The organism is Phaeobacter sp. CAU 1743 (genome assembly GCF_039839315.1).
Lineage (GTDB): Bacteria > Pseudomonadota > Alphaproteobacteria > Rhodobacterales > Rhodobacteraceae > Phycobacter > Phycobacter gallaeciensis_A.
Map to the genome: position 1 here is coordinate 1 of NZ_JBDOQR010000086.1, position 14,811 is coordinate 14,811.

The 14,811-nt window shown below is 60.9% G+C and carries 14 protein-coding genes and 1 pseudogene; 9 read left to right on the forward strand and 6 right to left on the reverse strand.

Features of this window, described 5'->3' with window-relative positions; all coding sequences use genetic code 11:
• Positions 1 to 92: 92 nt before the first annotated feature.
• Positions 93 to 374 (reverse strand): hypothetical protein, encoded by a 282-nt coding sequence (locus AAFO90_RS21845; RefSeq protein WP_347510768.1) that lies wholly within the window; start codon positions 372 to 374, stop codon positions 93 to 95.
• A 707-nt stretch (positions 375 to 1,081) separates the two neighbouring features.
• Between AAFO90_RS21845 and AAFO90_RS21850 the strand changes: the two genes are divergently transcribed.
• Positions 1,082 to 2,044 (forward strand): Gfo/Idh/MocA family oxidoreductase, encoded by a 963-nt coding sequence (locus AAFO90_RS21850; RefSeq protein ID WP_347510769.1) that lies wholly within the window; start codon positions 1,082 to 1,084, stop codon positions 2,042 to 2,044.
• A gap of 131 nt (positions 2,045 to 2,175) precedes the next feature.
• Here AAFO90_RS21850 and AAFO90_RS21855 read toward each other — a convergent pair whose 3' ends face one another.
• The 4 genes from AAFO90_RS21855 to AAFO90_RS21870 all read right to left on the reverse strand — a co-directional run bounded on the left by AAFO90_RS21855 (position 2,176) and on the right by AAFO90_RS21870 (position 5,677).
• Complete coding sequence (locus AAFO90_RS21855; RefSeq protein WP_347510770.1) at positions 2,176 to 3,489, reverse strand: TRAP transporter large permease; 1,314 nt, start codon at positions 3,487 to 3,489, stop codon at positions 2,176 to 2,178.
• Complete coding sequence (locus AAFO90_RS21860) at positions 3,482 to 3,988, reverse strand: TRAP transporter small permease (protein ID WP_347510771.1); 507 nt, start codon at positions 3,986 to 3,988, stop codon at positions 3,482 to 3,484. Before AAFO90_RS21860 ends, AAFO90_RS21855 begins: the two co-directional genes overlap by 8 nt.
• Positions 3,989 to 4,063: 75 nt before the next feature.
• Positions 4,064 to 5,086 carry a TRAP transporter substrate-binding protein gene (locus AAFO90_RS21865; protein WP_347510772.1) on the reverse strand — a complete coding sequence of 341 codons (1,023 nt, stop codon included), beginning with the start codon at positions 5,084 to 5,086 and terminating at the stop codon, positions 4,064 to 4,066.
• Positions 5,087 to 5,203: 117 nt separating this feature from the next.
• Positions 5,204 to 5,677, reverse strand: coding sequence for a MarR family transcriptional regulator (locus AAFO90_RS21870; RefSeq protein WP_274867575.1), 474 nt, complete (start codon positions 5,675 to 5,677; stop codon positions 5,204 to 5,206).
• A gap of 90 nt (positions 5,678 to 5,767) precedes the next feature.
• Between AAFO90_RS21870 and AAFO90_RS21875 the strand changes: the two genes are divergently transcribed.
• From AAFO90_RS21875 to AAFO90_RS21910, 8 genes are read left to right on the forward strand one after another with little or no spacing between them, the layout of a single operon-like run.
• Positions 5,768 to 6,712, forward strand: a complete 945-nt coding sequence (locus AAFO90_RS21875; protein WP_347510773.1) for a PDR/VanB family oxidoreductase — start codon at positions 5,768 to 5,770, stop codon at positions 6,710 to 6,712.
• A gap of 10 nt (positions 6,713 to 6,722) precedes the next feature.
• Positions 6,723 to 8,063: an aromatic ring-hydroxylating dioxygenase subunit alpha gene (locus AAFO90_RS21880; RefSeq protein WP_347510774.1), complete on the forward strand. Its 1,341-nt coding sequence runs from the start codon at positions 6,723 to 6,725 to the stop codon at positions 8,061 to 8,063.
• Entirely contained in the window at positions 8,060 to 8,533 is a 474-nt protein-coding gene (locus AAFO90_RS21885) for an aromatic-ring-hydroxylating dioxygenase subunit beta (RefSeq protein ID WP_065273363.1), read from the forward strand. The genes AAFO90_RS21880 and AAFO90_RS21885 overlap by 4 nt, the downstream gene beginning before the upstream one ends.
• Positions 8,530 to 10,134 carry an AMP-binding protein gene (locus AAFO90_RS21890; protein WP_347510775.1) on the forward strand — a complete coding sequence of 535 codons (1,605 nt, stop codon included), beginning with the start codon at positions 8,530 to 8,532 and terminating at the stop codon, positions 10,132 to 10,134. Before AAFO90_RS21885 ends, AAFO90_RS21890 begins: the two co-directional genes overlap by 4 nt.
• Positions 10,131 to 11,300 carry a thiolase family protein gene (locus AAFO90_RS21895; RefSeq protein WP_347510776.1) on the forward strand — a complete coding sequence of 390 codons (1,170 nt, stop codon included), beginning with the start codon at positions 10,131 to 10,133 and terminating at the stop codon, positions 11,298 to 11,300. The genes AAFO90_RS21890 and AAFO90_RS21895 overlap by 4 nt, the downstream gene beginning before the upstream one ends.
• Positions 11,297 to 12,547, forward strand: a complete 1,251-nt coding sequence (locus AAFO90_RS21900) for an SDR family NAD(P)-dependent oxidoreductase (protein WP_347510777.1) — start codon at positions 11,297 to 11,299, stop codon at positions 12,545 to 12,547. Before AAFO90_RS21895 ends, AAFO90_RS21900 begins: the two co-directional genes overlap by 4 nt.
• Positions 12,544 to 13,317 (forward strand): cyclase family protein, encoded by a 774-nt coding sequence (locus tag AAFO90_RS21905; RefSeq protein ID WP_347510778.1) that lies wholly within the window; start codon positions 12,544 to 12,546, stop codon positions 13,315 to 13,317. The genes AAFO90_RS21900 and AAFO90_RS21905 overlap by 4 nt, the downstream gene beginning before the upstream one ends.
• Positions 13,314 to 14,039 (forward strand): SDR family oxidoreductase, encoded by a 726-nt coding sequence (locus tag AAFO90_RS21910; RefSeq protein WP_347510779.1) that lies wholly within the window; start codon positions 13,314 to 13,316, stop codon positions 14,037 to 14,039. Before AAFO90_RS21905 ends, AAFO90_RS21910 begins: the two co-directional genes overlap by 4 nt.
• Before the next feature lie 413 nt (positions 14,040 to 14,452).
• Here the strand turns inward: AAFO90_RS21910 and AAFO90_RS21915 are convergent.
• Positions 14,453 to 14,623, reverse strand: a pseudogene (locus tag AAFO90_RS21915) (transposase); the annotation flags it as partial.
• Between the last annotated feature and the right edge of the window lie 188 nt (positions 14,624 to 14,811).

Below are 14,811 nucleotides of genomic sequence, written 5' to 3' on the forward strand. Positions count from 1 at the left end.
CCGCCTGCGATGTCGTAGTCTTCTTCATGGTGTTGCTTTCCTTTCGGTTTGATCACCCCGAGCCTACGGCTCAGGGAAAGCAACGCCACCCTTCAGGCAAACTTCAACATCAACCGGGACATCCCCGGCAGCAAGGTGATGCCGGGCCAGGCAGCAAGGGACCAGGCAACCTTGCAAGCTTCTCCGGGCGAAGCGAGATCGGCGGCAACGGTAAACAGCCACCACAGCATCGCACTCAATGTCAGCAGAAAGGCGGGCTTACCCGCAAAGCGGGTGTTGCGTGCGACCCAGAACAAGATCATGGCGCAGATCGCCCAGAGCATGGCAGCGGTCGCAGCGGCCAGCGTAACATGCAGGTGTGTCAGGCAGGTCATGGCCTAACCGGAACACCCTGGGGGCAAGTTGTGCAGCGTAGAGGCGAGAGCATGAAAAGATATCTTCGATATTGATACGTATGGCGTCCGGTTTCGCACAAAGGGTGTCGATCATTGTTTCGTGAGGACAGAGTGACGGTATATCGCGAAGATATTGAAAACAAGGCGGAAAGCCTGTGTGGTAAATGGTGTGTTGCCGGGCTTGGGCTGGGCTGTCGATCGCCCATATCTTTGAGCTTTCTCAGCAGAGCAGGATTCGCTGTCGCCCCTCAGCAAGTGGGCGATGGCCGGTTTTGGGCCAATACAGGTTAATTCCAGGGGCAATCTTGGCCGCGGCAACAGGGGCAAAGCGAGGCTTTGTGATCGTTGCTGCGGTCACAACTCCGGCTTGCAGGTGCCGTGAGGTAACCGGAGGTTCGTGATTGAGGTACCGCTAAGCTCCAGTCATACGTAGATTGTTTTCATTTTGAGACCTGAGCGGCTGTCACTTTTGATCGCGGCGTCTGTGGCATGGGTGTCCGGAAACAGGTCGCATCGCTCTCTTTGCATGTGTTAGGGATAATTGTCACAAAGCGCCTGCTGCGGAAGCGCCGATCTGTCTGTAATTACACATGACAAACAACAGTAGCCGATCCACCTCTGTGGGGCGGGACCTTTGAACCGGCGATGCTGGATCAATACAATTAGAAGTAAAAACAGGAGCCAACATGGCGGTGAAGACAGCGGTAATCGGACTGGGGATCATGGGGCAGCGGATGCTTGAGCAACTGATCCTGCACAAAGACTACACTCCGGTAGCCCTTTGGGATCCGTCTGCGGACGCTTGCGCAGCCGCGCAGGCACTGGCGCCCGAGGCTGAGGTGACAGGTTCGCCCGAGGCGGCGATCGCGGCGGCTGATCTGGTCTATCTTGCTTGCCCTCCGGTACCGCGCAAAGCCTATGCCCTGGCGGCGGCTGCGGCTGGCAAAGCGGTGTTTCTGGAAAAACCGCTTGGCGTTGATCTGGCGGAAAGCGAGGCGCTGGTGGCAGGGCTCAAGGCCAGCGGCGTACCAGCAGCGGTGAATTTCACCCAGGCCGCCGGTGCGGCTCTAACGGATATCTCCAGTGCTGCCCTTGCAGGGGAAATGGGCGATCTCGTCGGGGTGGATATGGTGGTGACCTATGCCGCCTGGCCGCGCGCCTGGCAGCAGGCGGCGGACTGGCTGCGGTTCCGCGCCGAAGGCGGCATGACGCGCGAGGTCCTGTCGCATTTCCTGTTCTTCACCCAGCGGATCTTTGGCCCGCTCACCGTCTCCTGGGCGCAGCCCTCTTACCCTGTGGACCCGGCGCTGTGCGAAACGGCGTTGTTGGCCCGGCTGGAAAACGAGGAAGGATTGCCGGTGTCGATTCTGGCTTCGGTCGGCGGTGCGCAGCCGGATTGTCAGGAGTTCACCATCAAGGGCAGCAAGGCCAGCCACCGGGTTTCGAATTTCTCGGACCATGCCATCTCGGAAGGGGACGACTTCGTTCCGGTACCCCAACCTCCGGCAGACCGCCGCACCGTCGCGCTGCAAGCGCAGCTGGACGATCTCCTCCTGTGCATGGCGGGCAAACCTCACCGGCTTGCCACCCTGCAAGAGGCGCTGGATGTGCAGCGCCTGGTTGAGGAGATGTTGGGCGGAAAAGGCTGACAGGCGTTTGGACCTGCCGTTGGGGCAGGTCCATCCTCGATACCTTGCGAAGTGGCGGCGAGGTGAGCCGCCCTCACGTGGTACATGCGCCTCGGCCCACGAAACTCCAAGCACCAGTTCCGCCGCGCTTCCTACATTTGACTTGGCAAGAACAGCACAAGCGTAGGGAAGGCGAGTAGCAGGATCAGGCGCAGGATATCCATCAGCCAGAAAGGCGTCACGCCGCGAAAGATGGTAGCGGTCGAAACGTCACCAACCACCCCTTTGAGGATGAAGACGTTCAAGCCGACGGGAGGCGTGATCAGGCTGATCTCGATCACAACGACGACAACGATCCCGAACCAGACCGGATCGAACCCCAGCGATGTGATGAGGGGAAAGAAAATCGGCACGGTCAGGAGCAGCATCGACATGCTTTCGAAGATGCAGCCGAGGCCGAGGTAGATCAATATGATCAGGATCATCACGACCCAGGGCCCCAGATCAAGCGATGTGACCAGCGCTAGTAGCCCTTCGGGCAGACCGGCCAGATTGACGAAGTTGGAAAACACCCAGGCTCCTATAAGAACCGCAAAGAGCGAGGCCGTGGTCAGAGCCGTCTCCCCCAGGACTTCGCGAATGCTTCGCCAATTCAGGTTGCCCCGGGCCAGGGCGATCAGGAAAGCGCCCATTGCGCCCATTCCTGCGGCCTCGGTAGGGGAAAAGGCGAGGTTCAGCGGCCAGAAATTGAGCGCTCCGTAAAGGCCGCCGATGACCAGAAAAAACAGCAGCAGAACGGCCCAGACATGGCTGAGCGCCTGCAGGCGTTCGCCCCATGTGGCACGCGTCCCGGCAGGGCCTACCTCTGGGTTGCGCATCACGGTCAGGCGCACGGCCGCAAGGTAGAACAGGACGCCAAGGAAGCCGGGAACGATGCCCGCGATGAACAGCTTGCCGATCGATGTTTCCGTGAGCAGCCCGTAGATGACCAGGATCACCGAGGGCGGAATGAGAATGCCCAGGGTGCCGCCCGCCGCGATGGAGGCACTGGAGAGACCGTCTGCATATCCGTATTTGCGCATTTCCGGCATGGCCACCTTGGCCATGGTTGCCGCCGTTGCCAGCGAGGATCCGCAGATGGCCGCAAACCCACCGCAGGCCACGATTGTGGCCATGGCCAGACCGCCACGGAAATGTCCAAGAAAGGCGTTCGAGACGCGGTAGAGCTCGCGACTGATCCCACCCTTGTTGACGAAAAGCCCCATCAGGATGAACAGGGGAATGACGCTGAGGCCGTAGTCCTGTGCGGTGTCGATGATCAAGCGCCCGACCATCGAAATCGCAGCGCGATAGCTGGTTTCGTAAATCAACCCGATCATGCCGACAAAACCCATGGCAAAGGCAATCGGGATGCGCAGCAGGACCAGAACGAAGACGGCGATAAAGCCAAGGAAGGATTCAAGCATTCTTGGCCCCCAGCATATGCGGCGCAATGAGGTGCAGCAGGCCGCGCCCGATCAATGCGACAGCGGTGATGTAGATCATCGCTGCGATGAAATAGGCGATATAAAAGGTGGGGATCGAAAGATATTCTGTCACGTCGCCGTAGCTGCGCGAGCGTTCCGCCAGATCGACAACACGGCCCGCCGGATACCACAGCATCACAGCACAGATCAGGGCAACAGCCGCATCACGCCAGCGTTCAAGTCTCATCCTGCGGAACGGCCCGTCCAACAGATCAACGGCGATATGGCCGTTCTGGGCGCTCAGAACCGGCAAGGCGGCGAACACGATAAGCGCAATGCCGATACGGATCAGCTCGGTTGCCGCTTCGATCGGGGCATTGAAAACCGAACGCATCAGCACATCTGCAAAGGTCAGGCACATCAGCGCAAAAAGGGACAGGTTGGCCAGGAACATCGGCAGTTTTGAAAGGGCGGTAAGGAACCGGAGGGCGTATTGCATCGGGCCTCGCTTGAGCGCAGTAGGATATGAAAGGACCGGCGCCCATCTGTGCGCCGGTCCCGTTTTCCGGATCGTTTACTTGCCGGACGCGGCGGCCATTTCCTTGACCATCATGTCATAGGCGGCTTGCCCGTCGACGCCTGCGGCTGTCACCTCTGCGATGATCTTGTCGCGGACCTCTGCGGCCATGACGGCAAAGGCTGCCTGATCTTCCGCGCTGGCCTCAACGATCTTATTGTCCGCGGTGTCCTGGGTCAGCTTGCGTGCGGTCGCGTCGCTTTGGTCCCAGACCGCGCCCATCATCCGCGAAGCAGGTTCGCCGAAGACCTTGCTGTCGAGCGCCTCCTGCACATCGGCGGGCAGGCTGTCGAATTTCTCCTGGCTCATGATGACCGAGAAGGAGCCACGATAGAAACCACCGGGCATTTCGTACACGTTCTTGGCCACTTCGTTCAGTTTGAAGCTGATCCGTTCGCCAAGGTTCATGGCAACGGCATCTGCAGCGCCGGAATCAAGCGTCTCGTAGACCTTGGGGGCAGGCACCTGAATGCCGACAAGGCCCAGTTTCGCGCCTACGTCTGCGGAGACGCCACCGCCCAAACGTGTCTTGAGGCCAGACAGATCGGCCAGAGTGTTGACTTCTTTGTTCGAATGGATCTGCCCCGGGCCATGGGTCGTCAGCGCGATAACCTTGACGCCGCGATGCTCGTTCAGATCCTTGAGAATGGCCTCGTGCACCCGCCAATGAGCGACCGAGGAGGCTTCGGCGTTGCCCTCGTAGCCGGGGATCTCGACCAGCTTGGTGCCGACGAACCGTCCGGGCGTGTAACCGTGAAACAGGATTGCCACATCCGCGATGCCATCAAGGACCAGATCCATCTGCGCAGGCGGCGAGGCAAGGCCGCTCTTCAGCTCGGTCGTCACGGCACCGTCTGTCGCCTCTGACATCATCTCGCCCAGTTGAGCAAACATTTCGGTGTTCACAGGGTGGGTGGGCGGCAGCCATGTGGAAATGGTGATCGTTTCGGCAGAAAATGCACTGGTTCCCATGCTGATCGCGACGGCGGCGCTGGCCAGAATCTTGGTTAGCTTGGTCATTGGAGTGTCTCCCAGAATGTTGGATTCATACCATTTTCAGGGTCTAGCGCCCCAATTCGGAAGGTATATGCGTTTTCATGTAACTCCATTTTTGCCGTCTTGAAAACTATTTTCTGCTTAAAGCTTCTCTGGCGCGTCCTCTTCCAGGGTGTTCAGCAATGCATGCAGTATGGGCTTCAGGTGGTGTCCGCCGTGCTCTGTCAGGCGTTCTAGCAAGGCCTTTTCATGGGCTTGTGCCTGTGGAACCAGCCTGTTGGTCAACGCGCGCCCCTCCGGCGTCAAAAAGACGCGGACCCGTCTGCCATCTTCGGGATCGCTTTGGCGGATCAGTAGTCCGCGCTTCTCCATCTGGGCGATGATGCGGGTCAGGCGGGATTGCTCAACCAGCGCGATCCGGGCCAGCTGCGTAATCATCGCGCCTTCGCAGTCGTGCAGGCAGGCCAGAACCCGCCACTCCGGCACGCGCAGGCCCGAGCTGCGGACTTGGGCGTGAAACTGGGCACTGGCCCCTTCGCTGGCGGCAGCAAGCAGATAAAGCAGGTAGTTGCTCACAAACCCCGGTGTGCCATCCGGGCTGACTGGCGTTGTCATAGGTCCACCCAGCATGCGCCAAGGCGACGCCCAGAAATGTCTTGACCTGAGTTATATGAAATTTCATATTCTTTCAAAAGGAGGACTCCCGTGAGCAAAATTGATGGTGTCGTACTGGAGGTTACACCGCTGACCGACCGTATCAGCAGCCTGATAGTGGCTGCAACAGATGGTCGCGTGTTGCCCGAATGGGAGGCTGGCGCGCATGTCGAGTTCGACGTGCCCGGCGGAACGCGCGCCTATTCGCTGGTGGCGTTTGATGCTGACCTGATGTCCGCGCCGAAGGAATACCGCATCACCGTTCAGCGCGAAGACGAGGGGCAGGGTGGCTCCAAGGCGATGCATGCGCTGACGGTGGGCGATCCTGTCACTTTCGCAGCGCCCAAGAATGATTTCCCGGTGAAGCTGGGCGCGCCCGCTGTTCTATTGGCGGGCGGCATCGGGGTCACGCCAATGATTTCGATGGCGGCGGCCTTGCAGGCGGCAGGCCAGAGATTCGCGTTCCACTATGCGGGCCGCACGGGTGCCGTCATGGCCTATTACCAGAGGCTGGCGGACACGTTGGGCGAGGCGTTTCACCTGCATTGCGATGATGACTCGAGCGCGCTGGATCTAGATGCTCTCATAAGTGGGCTGGGGGATGCGCATCTTTACGTCTGTGGTCCGCGCGGGTTGCTGGATGCGGTGCGCGCCAAGGCCGATGATGCCGGTATTCCGGCGGATCATGTGCATTTCGAACTCTTCACCGCAGCCGAGGCGCAGGACGGTGACAGCGCCTTTGAGGTGCAGATCAACGATGGCAGAGTCTTCACCATCCCTGCGGACAAAACCATCGTAGAGGTGCTGGAGGAGCATGACGTCGATGTCCTTTACGATTGCCAGCGCGGCGATTGCGGCATCTGCCAATGCGATGTGATCGAGGGTGTGCCGGACCACCGCGATGTTGTGCTCAGCGAAGCGGAACGCGCCGCCGGTGATGTGATGCAGATATGCGTGAGCCGGGCGAAATCCGCGCGGCTGGTGCTGGATATATAGGGGAACGGACATGGTCAGCTATTCAGGAAACCCAACTGCGGCGGCGTCCCTTGTGCAGCCCCATCAGGTGCACCGGGATGTCTATATCAACGAGGACATCTTCAAGCTTGAGATGAAGCATGTCTTTGCCAACTCTTGGGTGTTTGTCGGCCACGAAAGCCAGACCCCGGCCAAGGGCGATTACTTTGCGACCCAGATCGGGGATCAGCCGGTCATCCAGGTGCGCCACAAGGCGGATGACATTCACGTTCTTTATAATCGCTGCCCGCACAAGGGCACCAAGATCGTTATCGACCGGCAGGGCAACACCGGTAAGTTCTTCCGCTGCCCCTATCACGCGTGGTCCTTCAAGACAGATGGCTGCCTGCTCGCGATCCCACTCAAAAAGGGATACGAGGGCACCGGCCTTGAAGAGACAGAAAGCGGTAAGGGCATGAAGGCGGTCGGCGCCGTCAAGAACTACCGCGGCTTCATCTTTGCGCGGCTGGCCGAAGAGGGCATCAGTTTCGAAGAGTTCTTTGGCGACAGCCTCAGCTCGCTCGACAATATGGTGGACCGCTCGCCCGAAGGTCGGCTTGAGGTGGTCGGCCCGCCGCTGCGTTATCTGCATCACTGCAATTGGAAAATGCTGGTCGAGAACCAGACCGACACCTGCCACCCGATGGTCGCGCATGAAAGCAGCGCCGGAACCGCAGTGAAGCTATACGAAGAGCTGGACCTGCCGGAAGGCACGCCCAAGCCCCCCGCGATGGAGATCATCGCGCCCTTCATGTCCCCCTATGAGTTCTTCGAGGGCATGGGCATCCGCACATGGCCCAACGGGCATGGGCACACGGGCGTCAGCCATTCGATCCATTCGGACTACTCCGCCATTCCGGGGTATTTTGAGGCCCTGACGGAAAGCTACGGCGAGGAGCGGGCCAAGGCCATCCTGGACGACAACCGGCACAACACCGTTTATTTCCCCAATATCATGATCAAAGGTCCGATCCAGCAGCTGCGGGTCTTTATCCCGCTGGCGGCCGACAAGACCATCGTGGAAAGCTATATCTACCGCCTGGTTGGGGCGCCGGATGCGCTGACCGCCCGTACGGCGATGTACAACCGCATGATCAATGCGCCCACCTCGATTGTGGGGCATGACGACCTTGAGATGTACGAGCGCGCTCAGGAAGGATTGCACGCCGACGGTATGGAATGGGTCAACGTTCAGAGATTGCTCGAAGAAGACGAGGATTTCAGCGAGGAAGCCGTCCACAATGGCACCACCGAACGCCAGATGCGCAACCAGTTCAACGCTTGGGCCAAGTTCATGACCTATGATGCCCCGGAGCAGGAGGTGGCGGAATGAGTGTCACACGGGATCAGCTGATCGATTTCATCTATGACGAGGTGCGGATGCTGGACGAGGGGCGCTATGACGAGTGGCTGTCGCTCTGGCTGCCCGATGGGATCTACTGGATGCCGCTTGATTACAAGCAGACCGATCCGATCAATCAGACCTCGCTGCTCTATGAGGACATGTTCATGCTGAAACTGCGGGTGGAGCGTTTAAACGGCGCGCGTACCTTCAGCCAAAAGCCAAAAAGCCGCTGTCATCATGTTATTCAGCGCCCATTCGTGGACGAGATGGGTGAAGACCGCTTCGTGACCAATACCTCCATGCACTACGTGGAGACGCGCCTGGACGAGCAACAGTTGCTGGCCCTGACCGTGCGGCATGATCTGGCCCTGGTGGATGGGGCGCTTCGGATTGCGGGCAAGCGGGTTGATCTCCTCAATTGCGACGCGGCCTTCCGCAATATTCAGTTGCTGCCATGATCACCGCAAAGACTGTATATGGCGCCTTTGCAGAAAGCGCCGCCCGCTGGCCTGACCGTCCGTTCCTGAATGTGCTGCCAGAGACGGCAGAGATCTACGGGATCGACGCAGGTGAGATCACCTACGCCGAGGCCCTGAAGACGGTGCAGGACCATGTCGCAGAGATTGAGGCCGCCGGATACGTCAAGGGCCAGCGCGTGATGGTCCTGCTGGAAAACCGGCCCAGCTATTTCCTGTGGTGGCTGGCCTTCAATGCGCTCGGGATCTCTGTTGTTCCCGTGAACCCCGATCTGCGCGCCGCTGAAATGGAATACATGATCGGGCACGGCGAACCTGTTCTGGCCCTGTCGCTGGCCAGCCGCGCGGACGAGCTACGCAGCGCCGCTGAGGCGGCCAAGGTCCAGATGCCTGTGGTGACGCCAGGCGAGGCGCTGCCACGGGCCGTTTCGACCGAGGCGATTGCCGCGCGGACCGGCGATGCAGAGGCGGCGCTGCTCTATACCTCCGGCACCACCGGGCAGCCCAAGGGCTGCATCCTGACCGATGAGTATTTCATCGAGGCGGGCCGCTGGTACAGCACCGCAACCGGTGTTTGTGCGCTGAACACGGATGGCGAGCGGATGATCACGCCGCTGCCGATCTTTCACATGAACGCCATGGCCTTTTCCTTCATGGCGATGGTTGCCGTGGGCGGCTGCCTGACGGCACTGGATCGTTTCCATCCACGCAGCTGGTGGGACTCGGTGCGCCGCAGCCGGGCAACCTGCCTGCATTATCTGGGCGTGATGCCCTCGATGCTGATGGGGGCAGAGCCTAGCGCGGAAGATCGCAATCATTCGGTGCGCTTCGGGTTTGGCGCAGGGATTGATCCAAAACTCCATGCTCCGTTTGAGGAACGCTTCGGCTTTGCCCTGACCGAGGCTTGGGCGATGACGGAAACCGGGGCAGGGGCCACGATCTGTGCCAACCGCGAACCGCGCAATGTCGGCACCTCCTGTATCGGCTGGCCGCAAGACACGGTCGAGGTGCGGCTGGTGGATGACAGCGGCGCGGATGCCGATCAGGGCGAATTGCTGGTGCGCCATGCAGGGTCGGATCCGCGCAAGGGCTTCTTTGCCGGATACTTCAAGAATCCGGACGCCACCGATGAGGCTTGGGAAGGCGGCTGGTTCCACACCGGCGATATCGTGCGGCGCGCGGCGGACGGGACGATGTATTTCGTCGACCGCAAGAAGAACGTGATCCGCAGATCCGGGGAAAACATCGCGGCGGTCGAGGTGGAATCCGTGCTGGCCCGCCATCCGGCAGTTCAAAGCGTTGCGGTCGCCGCCGTTCCTGATGAGATCCGGGGTGACGAGGTCTTTGCCTGCATCATTGCCAAGGAGGGAGCCAGCCCGGAGCTTGCCCATGAGATCACCACATGGTGCCTGACGCAGTTGGCCTATTACAAGGCACCCGGCTACATCGCCTTTGTCGATGACCTGCCCGTTACCGCGACCCAGAAGCTGCAACGGGCGGTCCTGAAGACGCGCGCAGCTGAGCTGCTGAAGGATCCCCAGACCATCGATACCCGCCATCTGAAAAAGCGGAGCGCGGCATGAACCGTCTGCCCTATGACGGGGTTGTGCTGACCGCGCCCGTGCCGGTGCCCTACGTGCGCTACACCAATGAAACCGCCCATTGGTGGATCGCCCGCGCCCTGCGCGAGGCGCTGAACGTGATCGGCATGACGCCGCAGCAGCTGGACGGGCTTTCGGTCTCCAGCTTTACCCTGGCGCCCGACACGCCTGTTGGCCTGACGCAGCATCTGGGCATTTCGCCACGCTGGCTTGATACCGTTCCGATGGGCGGGGCCTGCGGTGTTGCCGCCCTGCGCCGGGCGGCGCGCGCGGTGCAATGCGGCGATGCCGATGTCATCGCCTGCGTGTCGGGGGATACCAACCGGATCGACAGTTTCCGCAACCTTCTTTCCGCCTTTTCGCGGTTCTCGATGGATGCGACCTTTCCCTATGGGTTCGGCGGCCCCAACGCGAGCTTCGCCTTGTTGCAGGACGCATATATGCAACAATTTGGCGCCACGCGTGAGGATTTTGGCCGTATCGCGGTGGCGCAGCGGGCCAATGCCCTGAAGAACCCGCAGGCGATCATGAAAAAGCCGCTGAGCCTCGATCAATACCTTGAGGGCCGCATGATCTCGGACCCGATCGGCCTGTTTGATTGCGTGATGCCCTGCGCAGGCGCTGAGGCCTTTGTGGTGATGCGCGAAGAGATGGCCGTCTCCAAGGGGCTGCCATTTGCCCGCATCAGCGCCACCATCGAGCGCACCAATGCCTTTCCCGAGGATCCCATGCAGCTGCGCGGCGGCTGGGCCGTGGACGTGGACGAGCTGTGGCAGATGGCGGGTCACGGCCCGGACGAGATCGACGTCTTGCAAACCTATGATGACTACCCGGTGATCTGCATGATGCAGTTCGAGGATCTGGGGTTCTGCGCCAAGGGCGACGGCGCGGAATTCGTGCGCCGCCACGATCTGACCATCGGCGGCGATTTCCCGCATAACACCTCGGGCGGGCAGCTGTCGGTCGGGCAGGCCGGCGCGGCAGGCGGCTACCTTGGTCTTGTCGAGGCGCTACGGCAGGTGACGGGAACAGCGGGGCCAACCCAGGTCGAGGGCGCGCGCCGCGCGGCCGTGTCCGGCTTTGGCGTGATCAACTATGACCGGGGTCTCTGTTCCTCTGCCGCCGTGATCGAAGGAGGGGCGTCATGAGTGAACCACTGGTCCCACCGAAAAAGAAAGACCCGCAAAGGCGCACGGCCGTACCGGTGCTGCCCCCCGCCACGCGTAGCCGGGCCGCGTTGGGGCTGGGTGTGATGGCCGCGCAGGGTCGTTTTGGCCTGCAGGTCTGCGCAGAGTGCCAGGCGGTGCAATATCCACCGCGTGATGCCTGCCACAAATGCCTGTCCGTTGATCTGCCTTGGCAGGATGTGGACCCATCCGGCACGGTCATGGCTGAAACCACGATCCGTGTGTCGCCCGAACCCTATTTTCGCGAACGCATGCCCTGGCGCATGGGGGCGGTGAAACTGGAGGCCGGGCCCATGCTCAACTGCCATCTGCATGGCGAGGTTGGCCGCGGTGATGCGGTGCGCATGGCGTTGAAACTGGATAGGGCCGGGCAGGGCGTATTGGTTGCGCTGCCGCAGAAAGGAAGTGCCGCGATGCAAGATGATCCCGTGCTGCGGGCGATGTCGTCCGACCCGAAATACCGCCGCGTCCTGATCAGCGACGCCCGCGCGCCAGTGGCACTGGCTCTGACGCAGGCGCTGCTCAAGGCCGGTGCCTCCCATGTGTTCCTGGGGGAGCCGGAAGCCTGGCGCAGCTGGCCGGAACGCGCGGCCTTTGCAGCGATGGAAAACGTCTCGCTGCTGCCGCTGGACGTGACGGATGTGACGTCGATCGAGAAGCTTGCGGCCGAGATCGGCGGCAAGGTCGATATCCTGATCAACACGGCCAGTTTCGTGCGCCCCGGCGGGATCATGGGCAATGACACGGGTTTTGCCCGCGACAGTTTCGAGGTGAACACCTTGGGCCTGATGCGGCTGGCGCAGGGGTTCGGCCCCGGCATGGCTGCGCGGGTGCAGGATGGCACCAACTCGGCGGCGGCCTTCGTGAATATCCTCTCGGTTCAGGCGCTGGTGCCGGATCCGGGCTTTGGCTCATTTGGCGCGTCTCAGGCGGCGGCGCGGTCGATCTCGCAAAGCCTGCGCGCCGAATTCCGCCAGAGCGGCCTGCGCGTGATGAATGTCTATATCGGCCCCATCGAGGGGGATGCCTGGTTCCAGCCGCTGCCGCCGCCCAAGGTCACGCCGAACGCCGTCGCGCGCTCGGTCGTCGGCGGGCTGGTTGATGGGCTGGAAGAGGTCACCTGCGGCGACATCGCGCGTGATCACTATGCGCGCTGGCAGGCGGATGCGCTGTTGCTGGAACGGGAAATGACCGGAGGCGGATCATGAGCGATCTTATTGCAGAGGTGGCAGTGGCGCTGGGCAGCGGTGCGGCACGTATCGTGGACCTGACCCATACGTTGGATCCCGATTTTCCCGTCATCGTCCTGCCGCCGGAATTTGGCCAATGCGCCCGTTTCCGCATGGAAGAGGTCAGCGCCTATGATCATCGCGGACCCGCGTGGAAGTGGCACAACCTGACCCTCAATGAACACACGGGCACGCATTTTGATGCCCCCATCCATTGGGTGTCGGGCAAGGATGTACCCAATGGCGCAGTGGACGAGATCGACCCGGGCGTCTTTGTGGGCCCGGTCGTGGTGATCGATTGTTCCGAAGGGGCGGCCAAGGATGACGATTTCGAGCTGACACCAGAGATCATCGAAGCCTGGGAAGCCGAACACGGAGAAATCCCTGCCGATAGCTGGGTCTTGATGCGCACCGACTGGTCCAAGCGCAGCGGCGCGGCCTATCTCAACATGGCAGAGGACGGGCCGCATTCACCGGGGCCGGCCCCGGCAGCGATTGAACTGCTGCTGAAGCGGGACATTCGCGGGTTCGGGACGGAAACCGTTGGCACCGATGCCGGTCAGGGCGCCCATTACGTGCCACCCTATCCGGCGCATTACTTGCTTCATGGGGCAGGGAAGTTCGGGTTGCAATGCCTGCGCAACCTGGATCAGCTGCCCCCCACGGGCGCGCTGCTGATCGCCCCCCCTCTCAAGATTAAAGGCGGTACGGGCAGCCCCCTGCGCGTGCTGGCAATGGTGACGACATGAGCAACTACACGGCTGTTATCACGGGTGGCAGCAAGGGCATTGGCGCCGATCTGGGGCAGCGCCTGATTGCAAAGGGATACACGGTTGTGTCCCTGTCACGCGGCGCGCCTGAGTGGTCGGACCCGGGCCTGCATCATGTGGAGGTCGACCTGCTGGACCCAAGCGCCACGGCGAGGGCTGCAGCAGAAATCGCTGCCAATCATGACGTGACGCATTTGGTTAACAATGCCGGGATGATCTGGCCCAATCTGCTGGAAGAGGCATCGCCCGAAGATCTGGCCGGGCTGACGCAGCTGCACCTTGCGGCACCGCTGACGCTGTTGCAGGCGTTCCTGCCTGCGATGAAGGCGCGCGGTTTTGGACGCGTGCTTTTCAACGGCTCGCGTGCGGCACTTGGTGTGCCGACGCGCACGGCCTACTCGGCGACCAAGGCGGGGATCATCGGCATGGCCCGCACCTGGGCGCTTGAGCTTGCCGGGCATGGCATCACCGTGAATGTGGTTTCTCCCGGCCCCGTGCAGACTGATAACTTCTGGGGGATCATTCCCAAGGGCAGCGAGCGCGAGGCAGAGCTGGCGACGCGTATTCCGGTGGGACGTCTCGGCACGGTGCGTGACATCTCAAACGCCTTTCTGTTCTTCTGCGATCCGGAGAACGGGTTTGTCACCGGTCAGACCCTGTATGTTTGCGGTGGCGGCAGCGTCGGGGCGATGTCGCTTTGACCGGGGCTGCTCCGTAGCGATTGAAAAACGCACTGCAATTCTAAAGCAAAAGTACGACCGCTGACGGCTTGTGCAACCGCGGTGCTGCGCCGCAAGAAAAACCGATGGGTGCGCAGGTGTACCGCGGCATTGAGGCAAGTCATTGGTGCCAATTGGTCATATGGAAGCACGCTTCGTTGATTCGAAATCATGGGTTCACATTTTTACATTAAATATCAATGGCCTACATGGTGCAAGTGGTGGTGTATACTCAAAATCATGCACATAGAAACCAAAAGCATGCACATGTTTAGCAAAGAAAGAGCCCGCACAAAGCGGGCTCGTCGCAGAATTTTCTGGACCTTGATTGCTATCGTTCTTTGTGAAGCAGAGACGACATTGATCAGCCCCACCTGAGTGGTCCGGTTTGATTGTTAGTGCATGACCGGTCTCGGGTCCATCGGGACGATGGTTTCCGGGGCGGGAGGGCGATAGCCCAAGGCACTATGTGGTCGTTTGGTATTGTAGTGTTTCCTCCATTGTTCGATCAGGATTTCCGCTTCCCGAAGGCTGTAGAAGACTTCTCCGTTGAGCAGTTCTGTCCGTCGTCAGAGTTTTTGGGCCAGTTGGCGGCCTGATCTAAGAGAGGGTCTGAACCGCCCCGGGTGGTCGTGTCGCGAATGCTGTGGAAATTCCCTGGCGGCGCGCTCCGGGCATGTGAAGGGTCGGTGTTTTAGGCTGCGAGGTCAAGGGGCATGGGTTCGAGGGGCTGAGAGAGGGTTTCCCAGCCGTC